Raw genomic sequence first — 12,822 nt, forward strand, 5'->3', positions numbered from 1 at the left:
GTCTGACCAGCGGCGCCACAGGCCCACATCAGGCCCGTCTGCAGGGTGGACTCGCAGCTGCGACCGGCGAAGTCCGCCGCAGAGATCTCGCCGCGAACGAACGCGATCCCTGCCTCTGCCACACCCGCGGCAGCCGACGCGACCGCAGTCGGGAGAGTCCCTGCGCCGAGCACCTTCGGTAGCGCTCCTGCCGCGGTTGCGACCCGCACCGTCTCACCCAAGCCCGCCAGAACACCCGACCGGACGGCGCCGCGCGCAGCCACCCCAGCTGCGGTGCTCGCCGCCGCAGCAGCCGACGTCTCCCCCGCTCGCACCCGGGCCACCTGAGCACCCGCCTCGATGACGCCCGTCAGAACGGCGCCCACCGCCGCACCCTGGGCCGCAGCGAGACCGACCTGCCGTGCCCCGGCCCCGGCCACCTGACGGGCTGCCCAGCGTCGGGGCCGGTCAGCGGCCCACAGCGCGTCGGCCCGGTTCACCGGGGCGCTACCGACATCGCCGTGCTGAAGATGGTCGGTCACGTGCGCTCGAGCATCGACGAAGTCGTCGTAGCGGATACCTCCGGGGTTCAGCGTGAGCCGCTTGTCGAGGCGCCGGGTGATGTCCTCGAGCTGGTCAGCCGCAACGAGCCGCTGCATACCCTCGTACTTGGCCTGCGCCTGGCTGACCGCGGTCCGCGAGGCTGTGCAGAGCAACTTCGCCTGAGCCTCGGCGACGCGCAGCCCCTGATCGAAGAGCTGAACGTCCACCGGACCGGTCGGATCCCCCGTCAGGCCCGTGACCGTGGCCCGTACCGTCGCGCCCTTCGCAATCGCATCGAGGTTGAACGCCGTCGCGTGCATCAGCTCGAAGAAGTGGCCCGCCCGCTGCGCCATCTCGAGCCGCGCGTATGTCTGTGTCAGCCGCTCGGCGAGCTGCGGGGCTCGCAGCGACTCCGCGGTCTGCTCGGCGAGACGACGGGTCCCCAGCGCCACCAGCGCCCACACCGCGGCATCTCCGCGCAGACGCCGGCTGCGGCGCTCTCCGGGTCCTCGCCCGGTCACGGCGTGCCCTCCCCCACCAGGCCCGCAAGACGACCCTGAGCATCAGCGACGGCTGCCCCTGAGAAATCGGAGACCAAACCGGCGTCGTCGGTCAGGGGCGCGCCCATGAGCCCGACCACGGTGGTCATCAGTCCGACGGCAGCCGCGACCCCGGCGCGTTCGTCCGGCGTGTACGTGGCGTAGTCGCCATTCGAGGACGTCAACCCCTCGAGCCAGGCCGAGCGCGGCTCAGCCGCCTCCCGCAGTTGGACAAGCAGACCCCGAACCTGCCTGCTGCGCTGAAGAACAGCCGCAAGGCGCTGCTCGGCACGGTCGAAATCCCCCTCGACACTATCGAGCGATGCCGCGACCTCTCGCTGGGTGCGCCGCGCACTCCGCCCCTTCCACGACACGTAGGCGGCGCCGACCGCGAACACCGGCGCGGCGACGACGCCGCCGAGCACGAACGTGCCAAGAGCGACACCGCCACCACCGGCCGCGAGGCTGCCACCACCGAGGAAGGCCAGGGTCGCGTTGGTGGCAGCCGCCCCGGACAGCGCCGCGATCGGCGTCCCCGTCGACGCCGCGGCGAACGCACCCACTGCGGCGTACGCCGCCGCCCCCACCCCCGCTCCCGAGGTCAACCCACCGGTCAAGGCACCCACCGCGCTGAGCGATGCAAGCCGCACCCTCGCCAGCTCGATCACCGGCAGGTCGGCTCCTTCAGGGAGCGCGAGTTCGGCCAGCTCGGCGAGATTCACGTTCTTCACGCGCGAGAATGCGCAGCGGAACGGCACCAACACCTCGTCGTACACCGCACGTCGCTGCTCAGCCTGCGACTGCTCTTCACGTGCGACCCGCGTGACGAGGGCGGTGTGCCGATCCTCGAGCTCCTCGTGTCGGGCCCGGTTCTCGGCCATCAGCCTGGCCGCGTCGACGATCGCGATGCCCACGCATTTCCCCCGGATGCCTTGCGCCCCGGACAGACCGCGGCGCCTGCCAGGCTTGTCGTCACAGGCCGCTCTCCGTTACCGGTCGCCCACGATCGTGATCGGAACTTGGGGTCTCGTCGGTCGAGAGCGGCACGTTCGGGGTGTCTTGGCCATACCGATATGCGCCCGGAACCACGCGCCGTCAACCTGGAGCGCAGCTCGCGCGTCTCACCACAGGACCACGTTGGAAAGGAAGCCCACATGGGAATGCTCGACGGAATGCTCGGCAACGCCTCACGCATCGACCCCCGCAAGGCAGCACAGGAGTTCGGAAAGCTGCTCTCTCAAGGCGAGCAGGTCCATGCCGCCTACCAGCTCGTCCGCGACTCGTTCGTGTTCACCGACCGCCGCCTCATCCTCGTCGACAAGCAGGGCATGACCGGCAAGAAGGTCGAGTACCACTCGCTGCCCTATAAGAGCATCACCCACTTCTCCGTCGAGACCGCGGGTACATTCGACCTCGACGCCGAGCTCAAGATCTGGCTCTCCGGCATGTCCGTGCCCATCCAGAAGCGCTTCGGCAAGGGCGTCGACGTCTACGAGGTCCAGGCGCTGCTCAGCGCCTTCGTCGCTCGCTGAGACGCTCGCGCCCTGGTTCATCAACTCTGACGAAGCTGGAGTCGGAGCCGTCACGATCGCGCCCGACGTTATGACGAATGGCCGAGTCCTATCGGCCCGTCGGGGGTTACGTCGATGTCCACGCTCCAGCGCATCGTCCCACCGCGGCACACCGCCCGTCGCCCTCCGCGGCGCCGGACGATCGCCGTGGTCCTGACGTTCTCCACTGTGGCAGTCTTGATCGCCGGCCTCGCCGCCGCTGTCTCGCTCAGCAGCGGCTCGTCCGCGATCGCATGCGCGCAACGCCCCGACGAACTCCACGACGACGGCCTGCCCAACGCGGTCGTCAACCCGGTACTTCGCAGCGAGGGCTGCGGGAGTTGGCTGGACCAGCAGACCGGCGCGTCTCAGGTTGCCTCGGCGACCGCGGGCCCACCTGCCGTCACGCCGTCGGGTCCGCAGTCGACCGACGCGAGGTGGGGCGAGCGCTACACCTTCACCAACGGCGTCGTCTTCGCGCTCTCCAACCCGCACGAGGTCCCCGTCGAGCACGAACTCCGGGCCCAGACCGGCCCCGACGAGAAGGTGATCGCCGTCGACCTCCGAGTCGACAACCCCCGTACCAGCATGTTCGACCCTGACACCGTCACCTGCCGTGCCACGCTCGATGGCGTCGACGTCCGAGACGTCCTCAGCCTCGACTTCCGCCCCATGACCTGGCACGAAATCGCCCAGGGCGGCTCGATGTCCTGGACCGTCGGCTTCGCCGTTCCCCGCACGACCGGCTACCTGCAGGTCGGCTGCGCCTATTACGGCGGGCAGCCGGCGTGGTGGGGCGACGAACTCTAGCTCTCGACTGACATTGCGAGCAGCTGCTCAGCGACGGACGCCGGTCGTCATGGCCGTCCAGATCATCGCGCCCCAGTCGGGGTCCTTCCATGACTCGGTGACGATCTGGCCCGCCTGAGCGGCGTTGGGCGGCTTCGGGTTCGGCTTCGGGGCCGGTGGGGGCTCGGCCCAGGAGGTCGGGCTCTCCTTGATCCAGCCCCAGCGGATCGCCTTCTTGAAGGCGCCGGACAGGATGAAGTGGATGTGGCGGATCGTCGTCGCAGACAGGGGCTTGCAGCGGTGCGGACGACAGCGCTCGTCGCACTCGTGCTCTTTGGCCACCCGGTGGTCGATCAGGCCTCGCTGGCGCTTGCAATGGGCCCGGCAGCGGCGGAGCTCGGCATAGAACGAGTCCAGGACCTCGGCGTCGATGCGGCCGATCTTGACCGTGCCGAGCAGAGGCCGGATGTGGTTCTTCACGTGCGTCTCGTAGAGCTGCAGCGTGTTCGGCGAGCCCTGGAACTGCGAGAGGTACCGCTCGAGGAGATGGTCGAGCGTCGCACTCGTCTTCGGGTTCCTGCGCTCGGCGACCTCGACCAGGAGGCGGTCCCGGGCCCGCTGGGCGTCGCGCACGGCGTTCGGGCCCTTCGGGATCACCTCGGTCAGCACGTGCCGCTGCTTCGTGAGCGGGTCCAGCCCGCCGTACACACGCACCCGCAAGGCGCCGCTCGCGAGGGTCTCGATGTTCCCTCGGGCGCGTCTCGTACCGGTGCCCGGTCGACCTGTCATGGCAGGAAAGTTAGGGCGACTGGTGCCACATGTGGTGCCACGATGTCGGGTCCGATGATCTTGAACCCGACGTTTGCGCTGGTAGAAGGTGGAGCGGGCGACGGGAATCGAACCCGCGTAGCTAGTTTGGAAGGTATCCAATCATCACGAACCACAGCCTCTACCAGCACAAACGTGCACAGAACCGTGATCGCTTACCAACTCGTGCCTCACCACGAGCCACCGTTTCGCACCCCGTTTGATCCCCGAGAAGTGGCGCATGAACAGCCTAGCCGTCGAGAGGAGGGCGCCCATTCGGCTCGAACGTGACGGTTGTCGGCCTAGCCGACGGACTCGACTTCCGAGTCCCGCGCGTGAGCGCCGAAGTCGAACGGGTCACCGCAGACCCCACACACGATCGGGCCAGCGGCGAGCATCGACTTCGATACTCGGATCTTGCGTCCGCAGCCACAGAGGGCTGGCGGGCTCGCCTTCGCCTTCGTGCCCCTCCCCTGGAGTTCGGCGGTCCGGATGAGCGTCAGCGCCTGGCCAAGCTCGTCGATCGTCGCTGTGTAGGCATGACGCGTGACGTCGTGCAGGGCTGTTGGCGACCAGCCGATCTTCGAGTCCTTCGTGGCGACGATCCCGAGCTCGTCCGCGAGAGCCTTGAACCGGGCGTTGTGCCACCGTCCCTGACGGCTGGTGTCCTTGATCCCCCGCACATGGGCCAGGGCGTGGGCGGCCTCGTGCAGGAGGGTCGCGAGTACGTCAGCTGGTCCGCGGGCGAGCCCCTCGCCACCGACGAAGACCTCGGGCAGCCGGTCCGCCTTTGCTCCGTCCGAGGTCGTCCCCATTGGCTCCGCGCCCCAGCGCATGGCGGCGAAGTGGCCGAGCTTGAGCCCTGGCCCGGAGCCGGAACCTGCGCCGACGACGATCACAGCGGCAGGTACCTCAGGGTGACGGGCCCGGATGGCAGACCAGGCACGCTCCAGCGCACGGATCATCGTCGAACTCTCCGTTGACGTCGTGCTGTCAACGACGTCGACGAGATGGTTCGAATCGTCGGTCGGTCCGGTCACGGTGTCCTCCATGCTCGTGGTCTGCGGGCGCGACTTCTGGTAGCCGTTCTCTCCCGCACGGCCCGGGATCACGGCAGCAGTAACCCGGCGTCCCACAGGGGCAGCTCGTCGATGAGTGGCGCTGCGAATCGGCCAGTCGGTTCGATCCCGGGCCACACGATCGCCGACAGCCCCCCGACCTCGATCCGGTATTCGTGTCTCTCAAGCTCACGGGCAATCAGCTCTTGTAGCGCCCGATGGCCCGTAAGGAGGGCGGACGGCCAGGTCGCTTCGACCCCGTCCGCCGTCCAGTCGACGTTCTCGTTTCCGGCGCGCAGCACTCCGACTCTCCATCGCATAGGGCCACCGTGGCGGCTCCGCCCGGCCGTGGTGCCGGCCGAGCGGAGCTGTCCACAGCTCGATCAGGAACGCTCGATCTCATCCACAGCTGCGAGCAGCGCGGCCGCCTTCTTCCACGCGGCGAGCGTTGTGGTGTAAGCGGCGGCGTCGCACAGGTCCCAGGTGATCGGGCCGACGCGCAACCGAAGCATCGACGGGATCTCCGATCCGGGGCGGCCCGGGATGAGCCCACCGGTGATGTTCGGCGTCCCGCTCATACGCACCATCGCGGCGACGGACCACGGCCCGGTGGTGAGTACGGCTCCTCGCTGTCGACCGGCGAGCTGTGGGATGAGCGAGGCGGCAGCCGGTGCGGCGGACGCCCAGGAGCCGGCGATGATCTGGGCGGTGTAGTGGCTTCGCAGGTAGACCAGCACCGTTCCCAGCGACAGGCCGAGCTGGCACTCGGGCGTCCCGGCGTGCTGGAGATCCACCCGGGTGGGGATTCGACCGGCGACGCGGACTGAGAACCCCATGACCTGCGCGTTGCCATCGGGCCGCGGCGCGGCGCCCTTGTCGGTGGTGTCCTGCTGGGCGTGCTCGGTGCTGGTCATGGTGGCCTCCCGCTGCGCTTGGGCCTGTCGGCCCGTCCCTTGGGTGGCGGGGTGCTGTCCCCCGCCGCCGTAAGGCGCACCGGCGCGGCCGGAGAGGCTCGCGGTCAAGGGCGGACGAAGTCCGTCGCCGAAGGCGATGCGTAGCGAAGCGGAGCACCCTTTACCGGGAGACCGGCCGTGCTAAGCCAAGGGCCGGCAGGCCCCGCCCGCAGGGCGTCCACCATCAGTTGCCTGGCCCGCGCGGCCCTGAGCGCCATGCTCAGCCGCACGTGGAGCGAGACGGACTCAGCCGAGGGCGTTCACGAGGTAGGTGAGGGCGAGCCCGACGGCGAGCAGACCAAGGAGGATGCGGAGCGCCTGCTCCGGAGCCTTCGGCTGGAGCAGCGCTCCGAGGTAGCCGCCGATCAATCCGCCGACTCCGCACAGGATTCCAGTGACCCAGTCGGGGCCGATGGGGCCGGTCGCGACGAGCGAGAGGACGCCGTAGGTCGCGACTCCTGCGACAGACGTGACGAAGGTCGAGGCGAGCGCGGCGGGCGCGACGACGACGAGCGGCATTCCCAGGCCGACGAGGCTGGGTCCCAGGAGCGAGCCGCCGCCGATTCCGTAGATGCCGCCGATGACGCCGACCACGAGTCCGAGCGCGATGACGGTCACTGGTGCGGGCCCCGCGCTGCTCTCCGCGGTCTTGGGCCGGCGTCGCAGGATGAGCCAGAGTCCGAGCGGGCCCAGGAGACCGGCGGCGAGGATTCGGAAGACCGCTTCGCCGGGGGCGGCGAAGACGCGCAGGACGCTTCCGGCGATCACGCCGGGGACGGTGCCGATGAGAAGGCGAGGGATCAGCGGCCCGTTGAGCCGGCCTGTTCGGTAGTGGCGCAGGAGGGCGCCGGGGGTGGCGATGACGTTGAAGAGCAGATTCGTCGGGGTGACCGCCGGACTCGGGACCCGCAGTACATCGAGTTGGATCGGCAGGAGGAACACGGCTCCGGAGACGCCGACCGGGGTCGTCAGAATCGCGACGAAGAGTCCCGCGCCCAGCGCCATCACGCCGGATACAAGGGGGCTCACGGCAGGATCATGCGTGCCGCGTCGGTCTGTGTCACACCGCCTGACACCGCTCTGAACTGCAGTTACGGAGTGCCTCGGCTGCGCGGTCCGAAGGTCCGACCCTACGATCGGCGCCATGACGCTTTTCCGGATCTCGCAGGCCGCCGAGCTGGTGGGCGTCAGCGACGACACGATCCGTCGCAACATCGAGCTGGGTCGGTTGCCTGCGTCGTTGGACGAGTCGCGGCGCAAGGTCATCGACGGCGTTGACCTGGCCGCGTTCCTCAAGGCGATGCACCCGCTGCCGGAGGATCCGCTGAAGGTGGCGTCCTCGGCCCGCAACCGTCTGGTCGGTGTCGTCACGTCGGTGACGACGGACGCGATCATGGCGCAGGTCGAGGTGCAGTGCGGGCCGCACCGGATCGTCTCGCTCGTGAGCCGGGAGGCTGTCGAGGATCTGGGGCTCGAGCCCGGGTCGCTTGCGGTGGCGATGGTGAAGTCGACGGACGTCACCGTCGAGCTGTCTGCCTGAGCTTCAGCAGGTCCGCGGGGCTGGTGATTACACTGCAAGTACCCGGATGGACGGCGGTGCGAGATGAAGGACGACACTCCCACGATCTACGACTGGGCCGGCGGGCAGACCGGGTTCGAGCGCTGGCTCGGCACCTTCTACGACCTCGTCGAAGACGACGAGCTGCTCGGGCCGGTCTTCGACGGCCAGGTGAGCGAGGAGCACCGGACCCATGTGGTCGCGTGGTGGTGCGAGGTGATGGGCGGGCCGCAGCGATACACGGACGCGTTGGGCGGGTACGAGCACATGCTCGCCAAGCACCGCGGCCTGCACATCACCGCAGAGCAGCGGCTGCGGTTCGTCACGCTGCTCTCCCGTGCCGCAGACGCCGCGGGCCTGCCGGACGATCCGGAGTTCCGCGCCGCGATCATGGGCTACGCGGAATGGGGCACGCGACTGGCCGTGCACAACTCGGGCGACTCGACCGACATCGTCGAGCAGGCACCCGTGCCGCGGTGGGGATGGGGCGTCGCACCGCCCTATCAGCTGTGATCCCGACACATCCCCTCGTCGACTCCTTGCCTCGAACGTATGTTCGAGTGTGTGATGGGCGGATGGCCACCAAGACTCCCTCCGCGGAAGCGCTCGCGACGGCGGCGACCCGACTCGCCGGGCAGGAACAGCTCCCTCGCGAGCTGCGCCTGCCCCTCGCCCATGTCCTGCGCGAGGCGGGCGCGGGCCTGCGCCGCGGGATGCCGTTGCCGATCCGGCTGCACGCCGCGTTCGGGGAGCTGCTCGTCGGAATCGACGACTTCGCCGCCGGGCCGGTCGACCCGATCGAGTACCCCTGACCGTTGCGCTCAGGGCCGGGCGACCAGCTCCGTGAGGAGCTCGTCGACGCGGGCAGCGATGTCGTCGCGGATCAGGCGCATGCGCTCAATGCCGTCGATGCCGCGTTCGGAGGGCTCGTCGGTGTCCCAGTTGCGCAGCTCCACGCCGTCCGGGGCGTCGACCTGGGCTTCCCGGCCGAGAGTGACGACCAGGTCGACGCTGGCGAGCAGGCCAGGGTCGATCGCCTTGGGAGTCTCGCCGGCCATGTCCGCACCGACCTCGGCGAGGGATTCGGCGGACAGCGCGTTGATCTTCTCGCCGGGCTGGGTGCCCGCGGAGTGAACCTCTACCCGGTCGCCGGCGGCGTGGCGCATGAGGCTGGCGGCCATCTGGGACTTGCCGCCGTTGCGCACGCAGACGAACAGCACGGACGGGGTGCCACTCATGCGACGAGCTCGGCGAGGAGTTCGCGGACGCGGCGGTCGATGTCGTCGCGGATGGGCCGGACCTCGGCGACGGGTTTGCCGGCGGGGTCGGTGAGGTCCCAGTCGAGGTAGCGCTTGCCGGGGAACACGGGGCAGGCGTCGCCGCAGCCCATGGTGATCACGACGTCGGAGGCCTGGACGGCGTCAGTGGTGAGCTTCTTCGGCACCTCCCGGGAGAGGTCGATGCCGATCTCGGCCATGACCTCCCGGACAGCCGGGTTGATGGTCTCGGCGGGTGCGGACCCTGCGGAGCGGACGGCGACCGCCCCTGCGGCGTGGTGCTGGAGCAGCGCGGCGGCCATCTGCGAGCGGCCGGCGTTGTGGACGCAGACGAACAGCACCTCGGGGATGCTCACGACCGGTTCTCCTGACGAGTGGTGGGCCACCAGCGGCGGCGCAGGGCGAGGGAGACGTAGACCAGGCCGACGAGGACGGGGACCTCGATCAGCGGTCCGACGACCCCGGCGAGGGCCTGGCCGGAGGTGACGCCGAAGGTGGCGATCGCGACGGCGATGGCGAGCTCGAAGTTGTTGCCCGCCGCGGTGAACGCGAGCGTGGCGGAGCGTTCGTAGCCCAGGCCGACGGCCTTGGCCAGGGCGAGGGACCCGAACCACATGATCGCGAAGTAGGCCAGCAGCGGCAGCGCGATACGGGCCACGTCGAGGGGCCGGGAGGTGATGGCGTCGCCTTGGAGGGCGAAGAGGACGACGATGGTGAACAGCAGCCCGTAGAGGGCGAACGGCCCGATGCGGGGGATGAACTTCTCCTCGTACCAGGTGCGGCCCTTGGCCTTCTCCCCGAACCGCCGCGTCAGGTACCCGGCCACGAGCGGGATGCCGAGGAAGATCAGCACGGACTTGGCGATCTGCCAGGCGGAGACGTCGAGGTCGGCCTGCGGCAGCCCGAGCCAGCCGGGCAGGATCGAGAGGTAGAACCAGCCGAGTCCGGCGAACGCGATCACCTGGAACACCGAGTTCACGGCGACGAGGACGGCGGCGGCTTCGCGGTCGCCGCAGGCGAGGTCGTTCCAGATGATGACCATAGCGATGCAGCGGGCGAGGCCGACGATGATCAGGCCGGTGCGGTACTCGGGCAGGTCGGGGAGCATCAGCCAGGCCAGAGCGAACATCAGCGCCGGGCCGAGTACCCAGTTGAGTACCAGCGAGGAGATCAGCAGGCGGCGGTCTCCGGTGACGGTGCCGAGCCGGTCGTAGCGGACCTTCGCCAGCACCGGATACATCATGATCAGCAGTCCGAGGGCGATGGGCAGGGAGACGCCGTCGATGGCGATCGCGTCCAGCGCGGAGCCCAGGCCGGGGATCAGGCGTCCGGCGCCGAGCCCGATCGCCATGGCGGCGATGATCCAGACGGGTAGGAAGCGGTCGAGGGTGGAGAGTTGTCTCGCGACCGGTGTCTCGGCAGCGGTTTCGGGGGTGGTGCTCATGCGGGGAGGTCGCTTTCCTCGGGCGTGCAGGTGGGGGCCAGGGGTGTGGTGGTGGGGGCGAGGATCTCGGCGAGGTGGCCGATGACCTCGGTCTGGACGCGGTAGTAGATCCAGGTGCCGCGGCGCTCGCCGGTGATCAGCCCGGCCAGGCGCAGCACCTTGAGGTGGTGGCTGATGGTGGGGCCGGTGAGGTCGAACGCGCCGGTCAGATCGCACACGCACGCCTCGCCGCCCTCGTGGGCGGCGATGAGCGAGACCAGCCGTAGCCGCACCGGGTCGCCGAGTGCCTTGAACGCCGCCGCCAGGTCGACGGCGTCTTCGGCGCTCAACGGTGCGCTCGGTGCATTCGAGTGCGTGGCCGAGGGTGAGAGCAGCGGCAGCAGTTTCGACACCCTTCTATCTTCATCATCGTCGAAGCACGGGGACAACAGCGTGATCGAGTGATTTCGATGACCGTCTATCCCTGCTCGTCACCGACTGTTCACGCTCCCGCCGGGAGTGAGCGGTCAGGTGGCGGCGGGGACGTCCATCTCGTCCATGAGTGCGCGGACGCGGCGCTCGATGTCGTCGCGGATGGGGCGGACGTCGGCGAGGTCCTGGCCGTCGGGGTCGACGACGGGCCAGTCCAGGTAGCGGCGGCCGGGGAAGACCGGACAGGCGTCGCCGCAGCCCATGGTGATCACGACGTCGGCGGCGCGCACGACCTCGTCGGTCCAGGGCTTGGGGTACTCGGTGGCGATGTCGATGCCGCGCTCGGCCATCGCCTCGACTGCGGCCGGGTTGATCCGTTCGGCGGGGTCGGACCCGCCGGACCAGGCGATCGCCCGGTCGCCTGCGAGGTGGGCGAAGAACCCGAGTGCCATCTGCGATCGACCGGCGTTGTGGGTGCACAGGAACAGCACGACCGGGACGCCGGAGTCGTGCTTGCCCTCGACCTTGGCCAGGGCGGTGAGCCGTTGACGGGCGAAGCGTTCGGCGAGCAGGGGCAGGTAGTTCAGGACGACGGCGCGCCCGGCGAACTCGTCGTAGGAGGAGTGAAGGAACCGTTCGATCGTCTCGGCGCCGAAGATCCCGTCGAAGTGGCGTTGCAGGTTCGACGCCGAGGTCTTGAGGGCGAGTTCCTGGTCGATGGACAGGTCCGGGCGGCGGTAGGCGGCGGTCATGACGTTCTCCGATCGTCGGCGGGCGACTGAGACTGAGGTTGGACGGAGGGGGCGAGGCGGGTGATGCGGTCGGCGAGCTCGTCGACCGCCCGGTCGAACGCGGCGGGCTCGCCCTGAGCGACGGGGTCGGGGACCGACCAGTGCAGCGCGGGGGCGTGTGCACCTCGGGCGAGGTGTTCGTGGGCGCTGTCGCACACGGTGACGACAAGGTCGGTCGGGCCGAGGACACCGTCGAGGCCCCGCGGCGGGGTTGGCACCAGGGCGAGGTGTCGGCGGCGGGCGACGGCCAGCGCGCCGGGGTGCACCTGCGGGGCCGGGTCGGTGCCCGCGGAGGTGGCCGGGACCGGGCTGGCGGCGTTCCAGAGCGCGACGGCGAGCTGGGAACGCGCGGAGTTCTGGGTGCAGACGAACACCACCCGCTCGGCGGCCAGCGGGGCGGCGGCGACGGTGAGCTCGTCGAGCCGCTCGCGGACCAACGCGACGTAGCTGCGGCGACGGTCGCCCTCGGAGCGGTGCCGCGACAACAGTCCGGCGTCGTCGAGGACCTTGAGATGGTGGGCGACGAGGTTCGACGGCATGCCCAACCGGTCGCCGAGCTCCTTTGGTGAGGCCTCGCCCCAGGCGAGGACGTCCACGATCGCCAACCGGCCCGGCTCACCCAGCGCCGCGAACAGGGCGGCCCGCCTCCCCAGCGTCTCATCAGCTCGCTCAGTGTTCATTGACTCAATGATGACTGAGCTATTTTCCGGCGTCAACAGGGGCCGGAGGACTCGTATCTTGTCGGTCGCGGAGCGGCTCTGCTCATGTGGATCACCCCTATGGAGAGGAGCCGTCGGATGACGGATGCGACCAGCACGAACGGGCCCCGTGAGCCGATTCCGGACGAGCAGCTGTCCGACGAGCAGCGGGCGAACCTGGCGAAGCTGCGTGGGATCGGGTCCGCGGTCAACGCCGCGCTCGCCGAGCGGGGGCTCGACGACGTGATGGTCTACAGCATCCAGTTCGGGCCACGCCCGGACACCGCACCGCCCCAGAATCCCGTCCTCCTGGAGCCGGGTGACGGGGCGTTGCTGTTCGACGGGACCATCGAGCCGGATCCGATCACCCTGCCACCGCCCGGCGGCTGCTACTGCACCTCATGCGACGACCAGGGCCGCTGCTG

The 12,822-nt window shown here is 69.6% G+C and carries 18 protein-coding genes and 1 pseudogene; 6 read left to right on the plus strand and 13 right to left on the minus strand.

Annotation, left to right across the window (positions count from 1 at the left end; translation table 11 throughout):
* Together H5J29_RS06770 and H5J29_RS06775 are read right to left on the minus strand one after the other, a co-directional pair.
* Positions 1-986: pseudogene (locus H5J29_RS06770) on the minus strand (hypothetical protein); the annotation flags it as partial.
* Positions 987-1,039: 53 nt separating this feature from the next.
* Complete coding sequence (locus H5J29_RS06775) at positions 1,040-1,975, minus strand: hypothetical protein (RefSeq protein ID WP_181780051.1); 936 nt, start codon at positions 1,973-1,975, stop codon at positions 1,040-1,042.
* A gap of 240 nt (positions 1,976-2,215) precedes the next feature.
* Here H5J29_RS06775 and H5J29_RS06780 point away from each other — a divergent pair, with 240 nt between their 5' ends.
* Both H5J29_RS06780 and H5J29_RS06785 read left to right on the plus strand, forming a co-directional pair.
* Positions 2,216-2,593 (plus strand): PH domain-containing protein, encoded by a 378-nt coding sequence (locus H5J29_RS06780; protein WP_181780052.1) that lies wholly within the window; start codon positions 2,216-2,218, stop codon positions 2,591-2,593.
* Between the two features lie 114 nt (positions 2,594-2,707).
* Positions 2,708-3,421: a hypothetical protein gene (locus H5J29_RS06785; RefSeq protein WP_181780053.1), complete on the plus strand. Its 714-nt coding sequence runs from the start codon at positions 2,708-2,710 to the stop codon at positions 3,419-3,421.
* Between the two features lie 27 nt (positions 3,422-3,448).
* On the opposite strand, the gene H5J29_RS06790 is transcribed toward H5J29_RS06785, so the two are convergent.
* From H5J29_RS06790 to H5J29_RS06810, 5 genes are all read right to left on the minus strand, one after another.
* Positions 3,449-4,120: a site-specific integrase gene (locus tag H5J29_RS06790; RefSeq protein ID WP_181780054.1), complete on the minus strand. Its 672-nt coding sequence runs from the start codon at positions 4,118-4,120 to the stop codon at positions 3,449-3,451.
* A gap of 389 nt (positions 4,121-4,509) precedes the next feature.
* Positions 4,510-5,259, minus strand: a complete 750-nt coding sequence (locus tag H5J29_RS06795; protein WP_220187079.1) for a SprT family zinc-dependent metalloprotease — start codon at positions 5,257-5,259, stop codon at positions 4,510-4,512.
* A gap of 56 nt (positions 5,260-5,315) precedes the next feature.
* Positions 5,316-5,567, minus strand: coding sequence for a hypothetical protein (locus H5J29_RS06800; protein WP_181780055.1), 252 nt, complete (start codon positions 5,565-5,567; stop codon positions 5,316-5,318).
* An 81-nt stretch (positions 5,568-5,648) separates the two neighbouring features.
* The gene (locus tag H5J29_RS06805) at positions 5,649-6,179 is read right to left on the minus strand and encodes a hypothetical protein (protein WP_181780056.1); all 531 of its coding nucleotides are present in this window, start codon (positions 6,177-6,179) and stop codon (positions 5,649-5,651) included.
* Positions 6,180-6,464: 285 nt separating this feature from the next.
* Positions 6,465-7,223, minus strand: a complete 759-nt coding sequence (locus H5J29_RS06810; RefSeq protein ID WP_181780067.1) for a sulfite exporter TauE/SafE family protein — start codon at positions 7,221-7,223, stop codon at positions 6,465-6,467.
* 139 nt (positions 7,224-7,362) lie between these two features.
* Between H5J29_RS06810 and H5J29_RS06815 the strand changes: the two genes are divergently transcribed.
* The 3 genes from H5J29_RS06815 to H5J29_RS06825 all read left to right on the plus strand — a co-directional run bounded on the left by H5J29_RS06815 (position 7,363) and on the right by H5J29_RS06825 (position 8,588).
* Positions 7,363-7,758 carry a TOBE domain-containing protein gene (locus H5J29_RS06815; protein ID WP_181780057.1) on the plus strand — a complete coding sequence of 132 codons (396 nt, stop codon included), beginning with the start codon at positions 7,363-7,365 and terminating at the stop codon, positions 7,756-7,758.
* Between the two features lie 63 nt (positions 7,759-7,821).
* On the plus strand, positions 7,822-8,289 hold the full coding sequence (locus tag H5J29_RS06820) for a group II truncated hemoglobin (protein ID WP_181780058.1): 468 nt from the start codon (positions 7,822-7,824) through the stop codon (positions 8,287-8,289).
* Between the two features lie 62 nt (positions 8,290-8,351).
* A complete protein-coding gene (locus tag H5J29_RS06825) occupies positions 8,352-8,588 on the plus strand; it encodes a hypothetical protein (protein ID WP_181780059.1) in 237 nt (78 codons plus the stop codon).
* Positions 8,589-8,597: 9 nt separating this feature from the next.
* Here the strand turns inward: H5J29_RS06825 and H5J29_RS06830 are convergent, their stop codons facing one another.
* From H5J29_RS06830 to H5J29_RS06855, 6 genes are all read right to left on the minus strand, one after another.
* The gene (locus H5J29_RS06830; protein WP_181780060.1) at positions 8,598-9,014 is read right to left on the minus strand and encodes an arsenate-mycothiol transferase ArsC; all 417 of its coding nucleotides are present in this window, start codon (positions 9,012-9,014) and stop codon (positions 8,598-8,600) included.
* Positions 9,011-9,409: an arsenate reductase ArsC gene (locus tag H5J29_RS06835; protein WP_181780061.1), complete on the minus strand. Its 399-nt coding sequence runs from the start codon at positions 9,407-9,409 to the stop codon at positions 9,011-9,013. The genes H5J29_RS06830 and H5J29_RS06835 overlap by 4 nt, the downstream gene beginning before the upstream one ends.
* Positions 9,406-10,497: an ACR3 family arsenite efflux transporter gene (gene arsB, locus H5J29_RS06840; RefSeq protein ID WP_181780062.1), complete on the minus strand. Its 1,092-nt coding sequence runs from the start codon at positions 10,495-10,497 to the stop codon at positions 9,406-9,408. Before arsB ends, H5J29_RS06835 begins: the two co-directional genes overlap by 4 nt.
* Positions 10,494-10,889, minus strand: coding sequence for an ArsR/SmtB family transcription factor (locus H5J29_RS06845; RefSeq protein WP_181780063.1), 396 nt, complete (start codon positions 10,887-10,889; stop codon positions 10,494-10,496). The genes arsB and H5J29_RS06845 overlap by 4 nt, the downstream gene beginning before the upstream one ends.
* Positions 10,890-11,003: 114 nt before the next feature.
* Entirely contained in the window at positions 11,004-11,660 is a 657-nt protein-coding gene (locus H5J29_RS06850; protein WP_181780064.1) for an arsenate reductase ArsC, read from the minus strand.
* Positions 11,657-12,379, minus strand: coding sequence for an arsenate reductase/protein-tyrosine-phosphatase family protein (locus H5J29_RS06855; RefSeq protein WP_181780065.1), 723 nt, complete (start codon positions 12,377-12,379; stop codon positions 11,657-11,659). The genes H5J29_RS06850 and H5J29_RS06855 overlap by 4 nt, the downstream gene beginning before the upstream one ends.
* Positions 12,380-12,496: 117 nt before the next feature.
* Here H5J29_RS06855 and H5J29_RS06860 point away from each other — a divergent pair.
* On the plus strand, positions 12,497-12,822 hold a 326-nt coding region (locus H5J29_RS06860), incomplete at its 3' end, for a hypothetical protein (RefSeq protein WP_220187080.1).

Source organism: Pseudonocardia pini (assembly GCF_013870575.1).
Taxonomy (GTDB): domain Bacteria; phylum Actinomycetota; class Actinomycetes; order Mycobacteriales; family Pseudonocardiaceae; genus Pseudonocardia; species Pseudonocardia pini.

Coding starts and splice junctions, on each gene's coding strand:
- H5J29_RS06820 (WP_181780058.1), top strand. CDS start 7,822: ATGAAGGACGACACTCCCACGATCTACGACTGGGCCGGCGGGCAGACC.
- H5J29_RS06780 (WP_181780052.1), top strand. CDS start 2,216: ATGGGAATGCTCGACGGAATGCTCGGCAACGCCTCACGCATCGACCCC.
- H5J29_RS06825 (WP_181780059.1), top strand. CDS start 8,352: ATGGCCACCAAGACTCCCTCCGCGGAAGCGCTCGCGACGGCGGCGACC.
- H5J29_RS06805 (WP_181780056.1), bottom strand. CDS start 6,179: ATGACCAGCACCGAGCACGCCCAGCAGGACACCACCGACAAGGGCGCC.
- H5J29_RS06815 (WP_181780057.1), top strand. CDS start 7,363: ATGACGCTTTTCCGGATCTCGCAGGCCGCCGAGCTGGTGGGCGTCAGC.
- H5J29_RS06785 (WP_181780053.1), top strand. CDS start 2,708: ATGTCCACGCTCCAGCGCATCGTCCCACCGCGGCACACCGCCCGTCGC.
- H5J29_RS06830 (WP_181780060.1), bottom strand. CDS start 9,014: ATGAGTGGCACCCCGTCCGTGCTGTTCGTCTGCGTGCGCAACGGCGGC.
- H5J29_RS06850 (WP_181780064.1), bottom strand. CDS start 11,660: ATGACCGCCGCCTACCGCCGCCCGGACCTGTCCATCGACCAGGAACTC.
- H5J29_RS06855 (WP_181780065.1), bottom strand. CDS start 12,379: ATGAACACTGAGCGAGCTGATGAGACGCTGGGGAGGCGGGCCGCCCTG.
- arsB (WP_181780062.1), bottom strand. CDS start 10,497: ATGAGCACCACCCCCGAAACCGCTGCCGAGACACCGGTCGCGAGACAA.
- H5J29_RS06810 (WP_181780067.1), bottom strand. CDS start 7,223: ATGGCGCTGGGCGCGGGACTCTTCGTCGCGATTCTGACGACCCCGGTC.
- H5J29_RS06795 (WP_220187079.1), bottom strand. CDS start 5,259: ATGGAGGACACCGTGACCGGACCGACCGACGATTCGAACCATCTCGTC.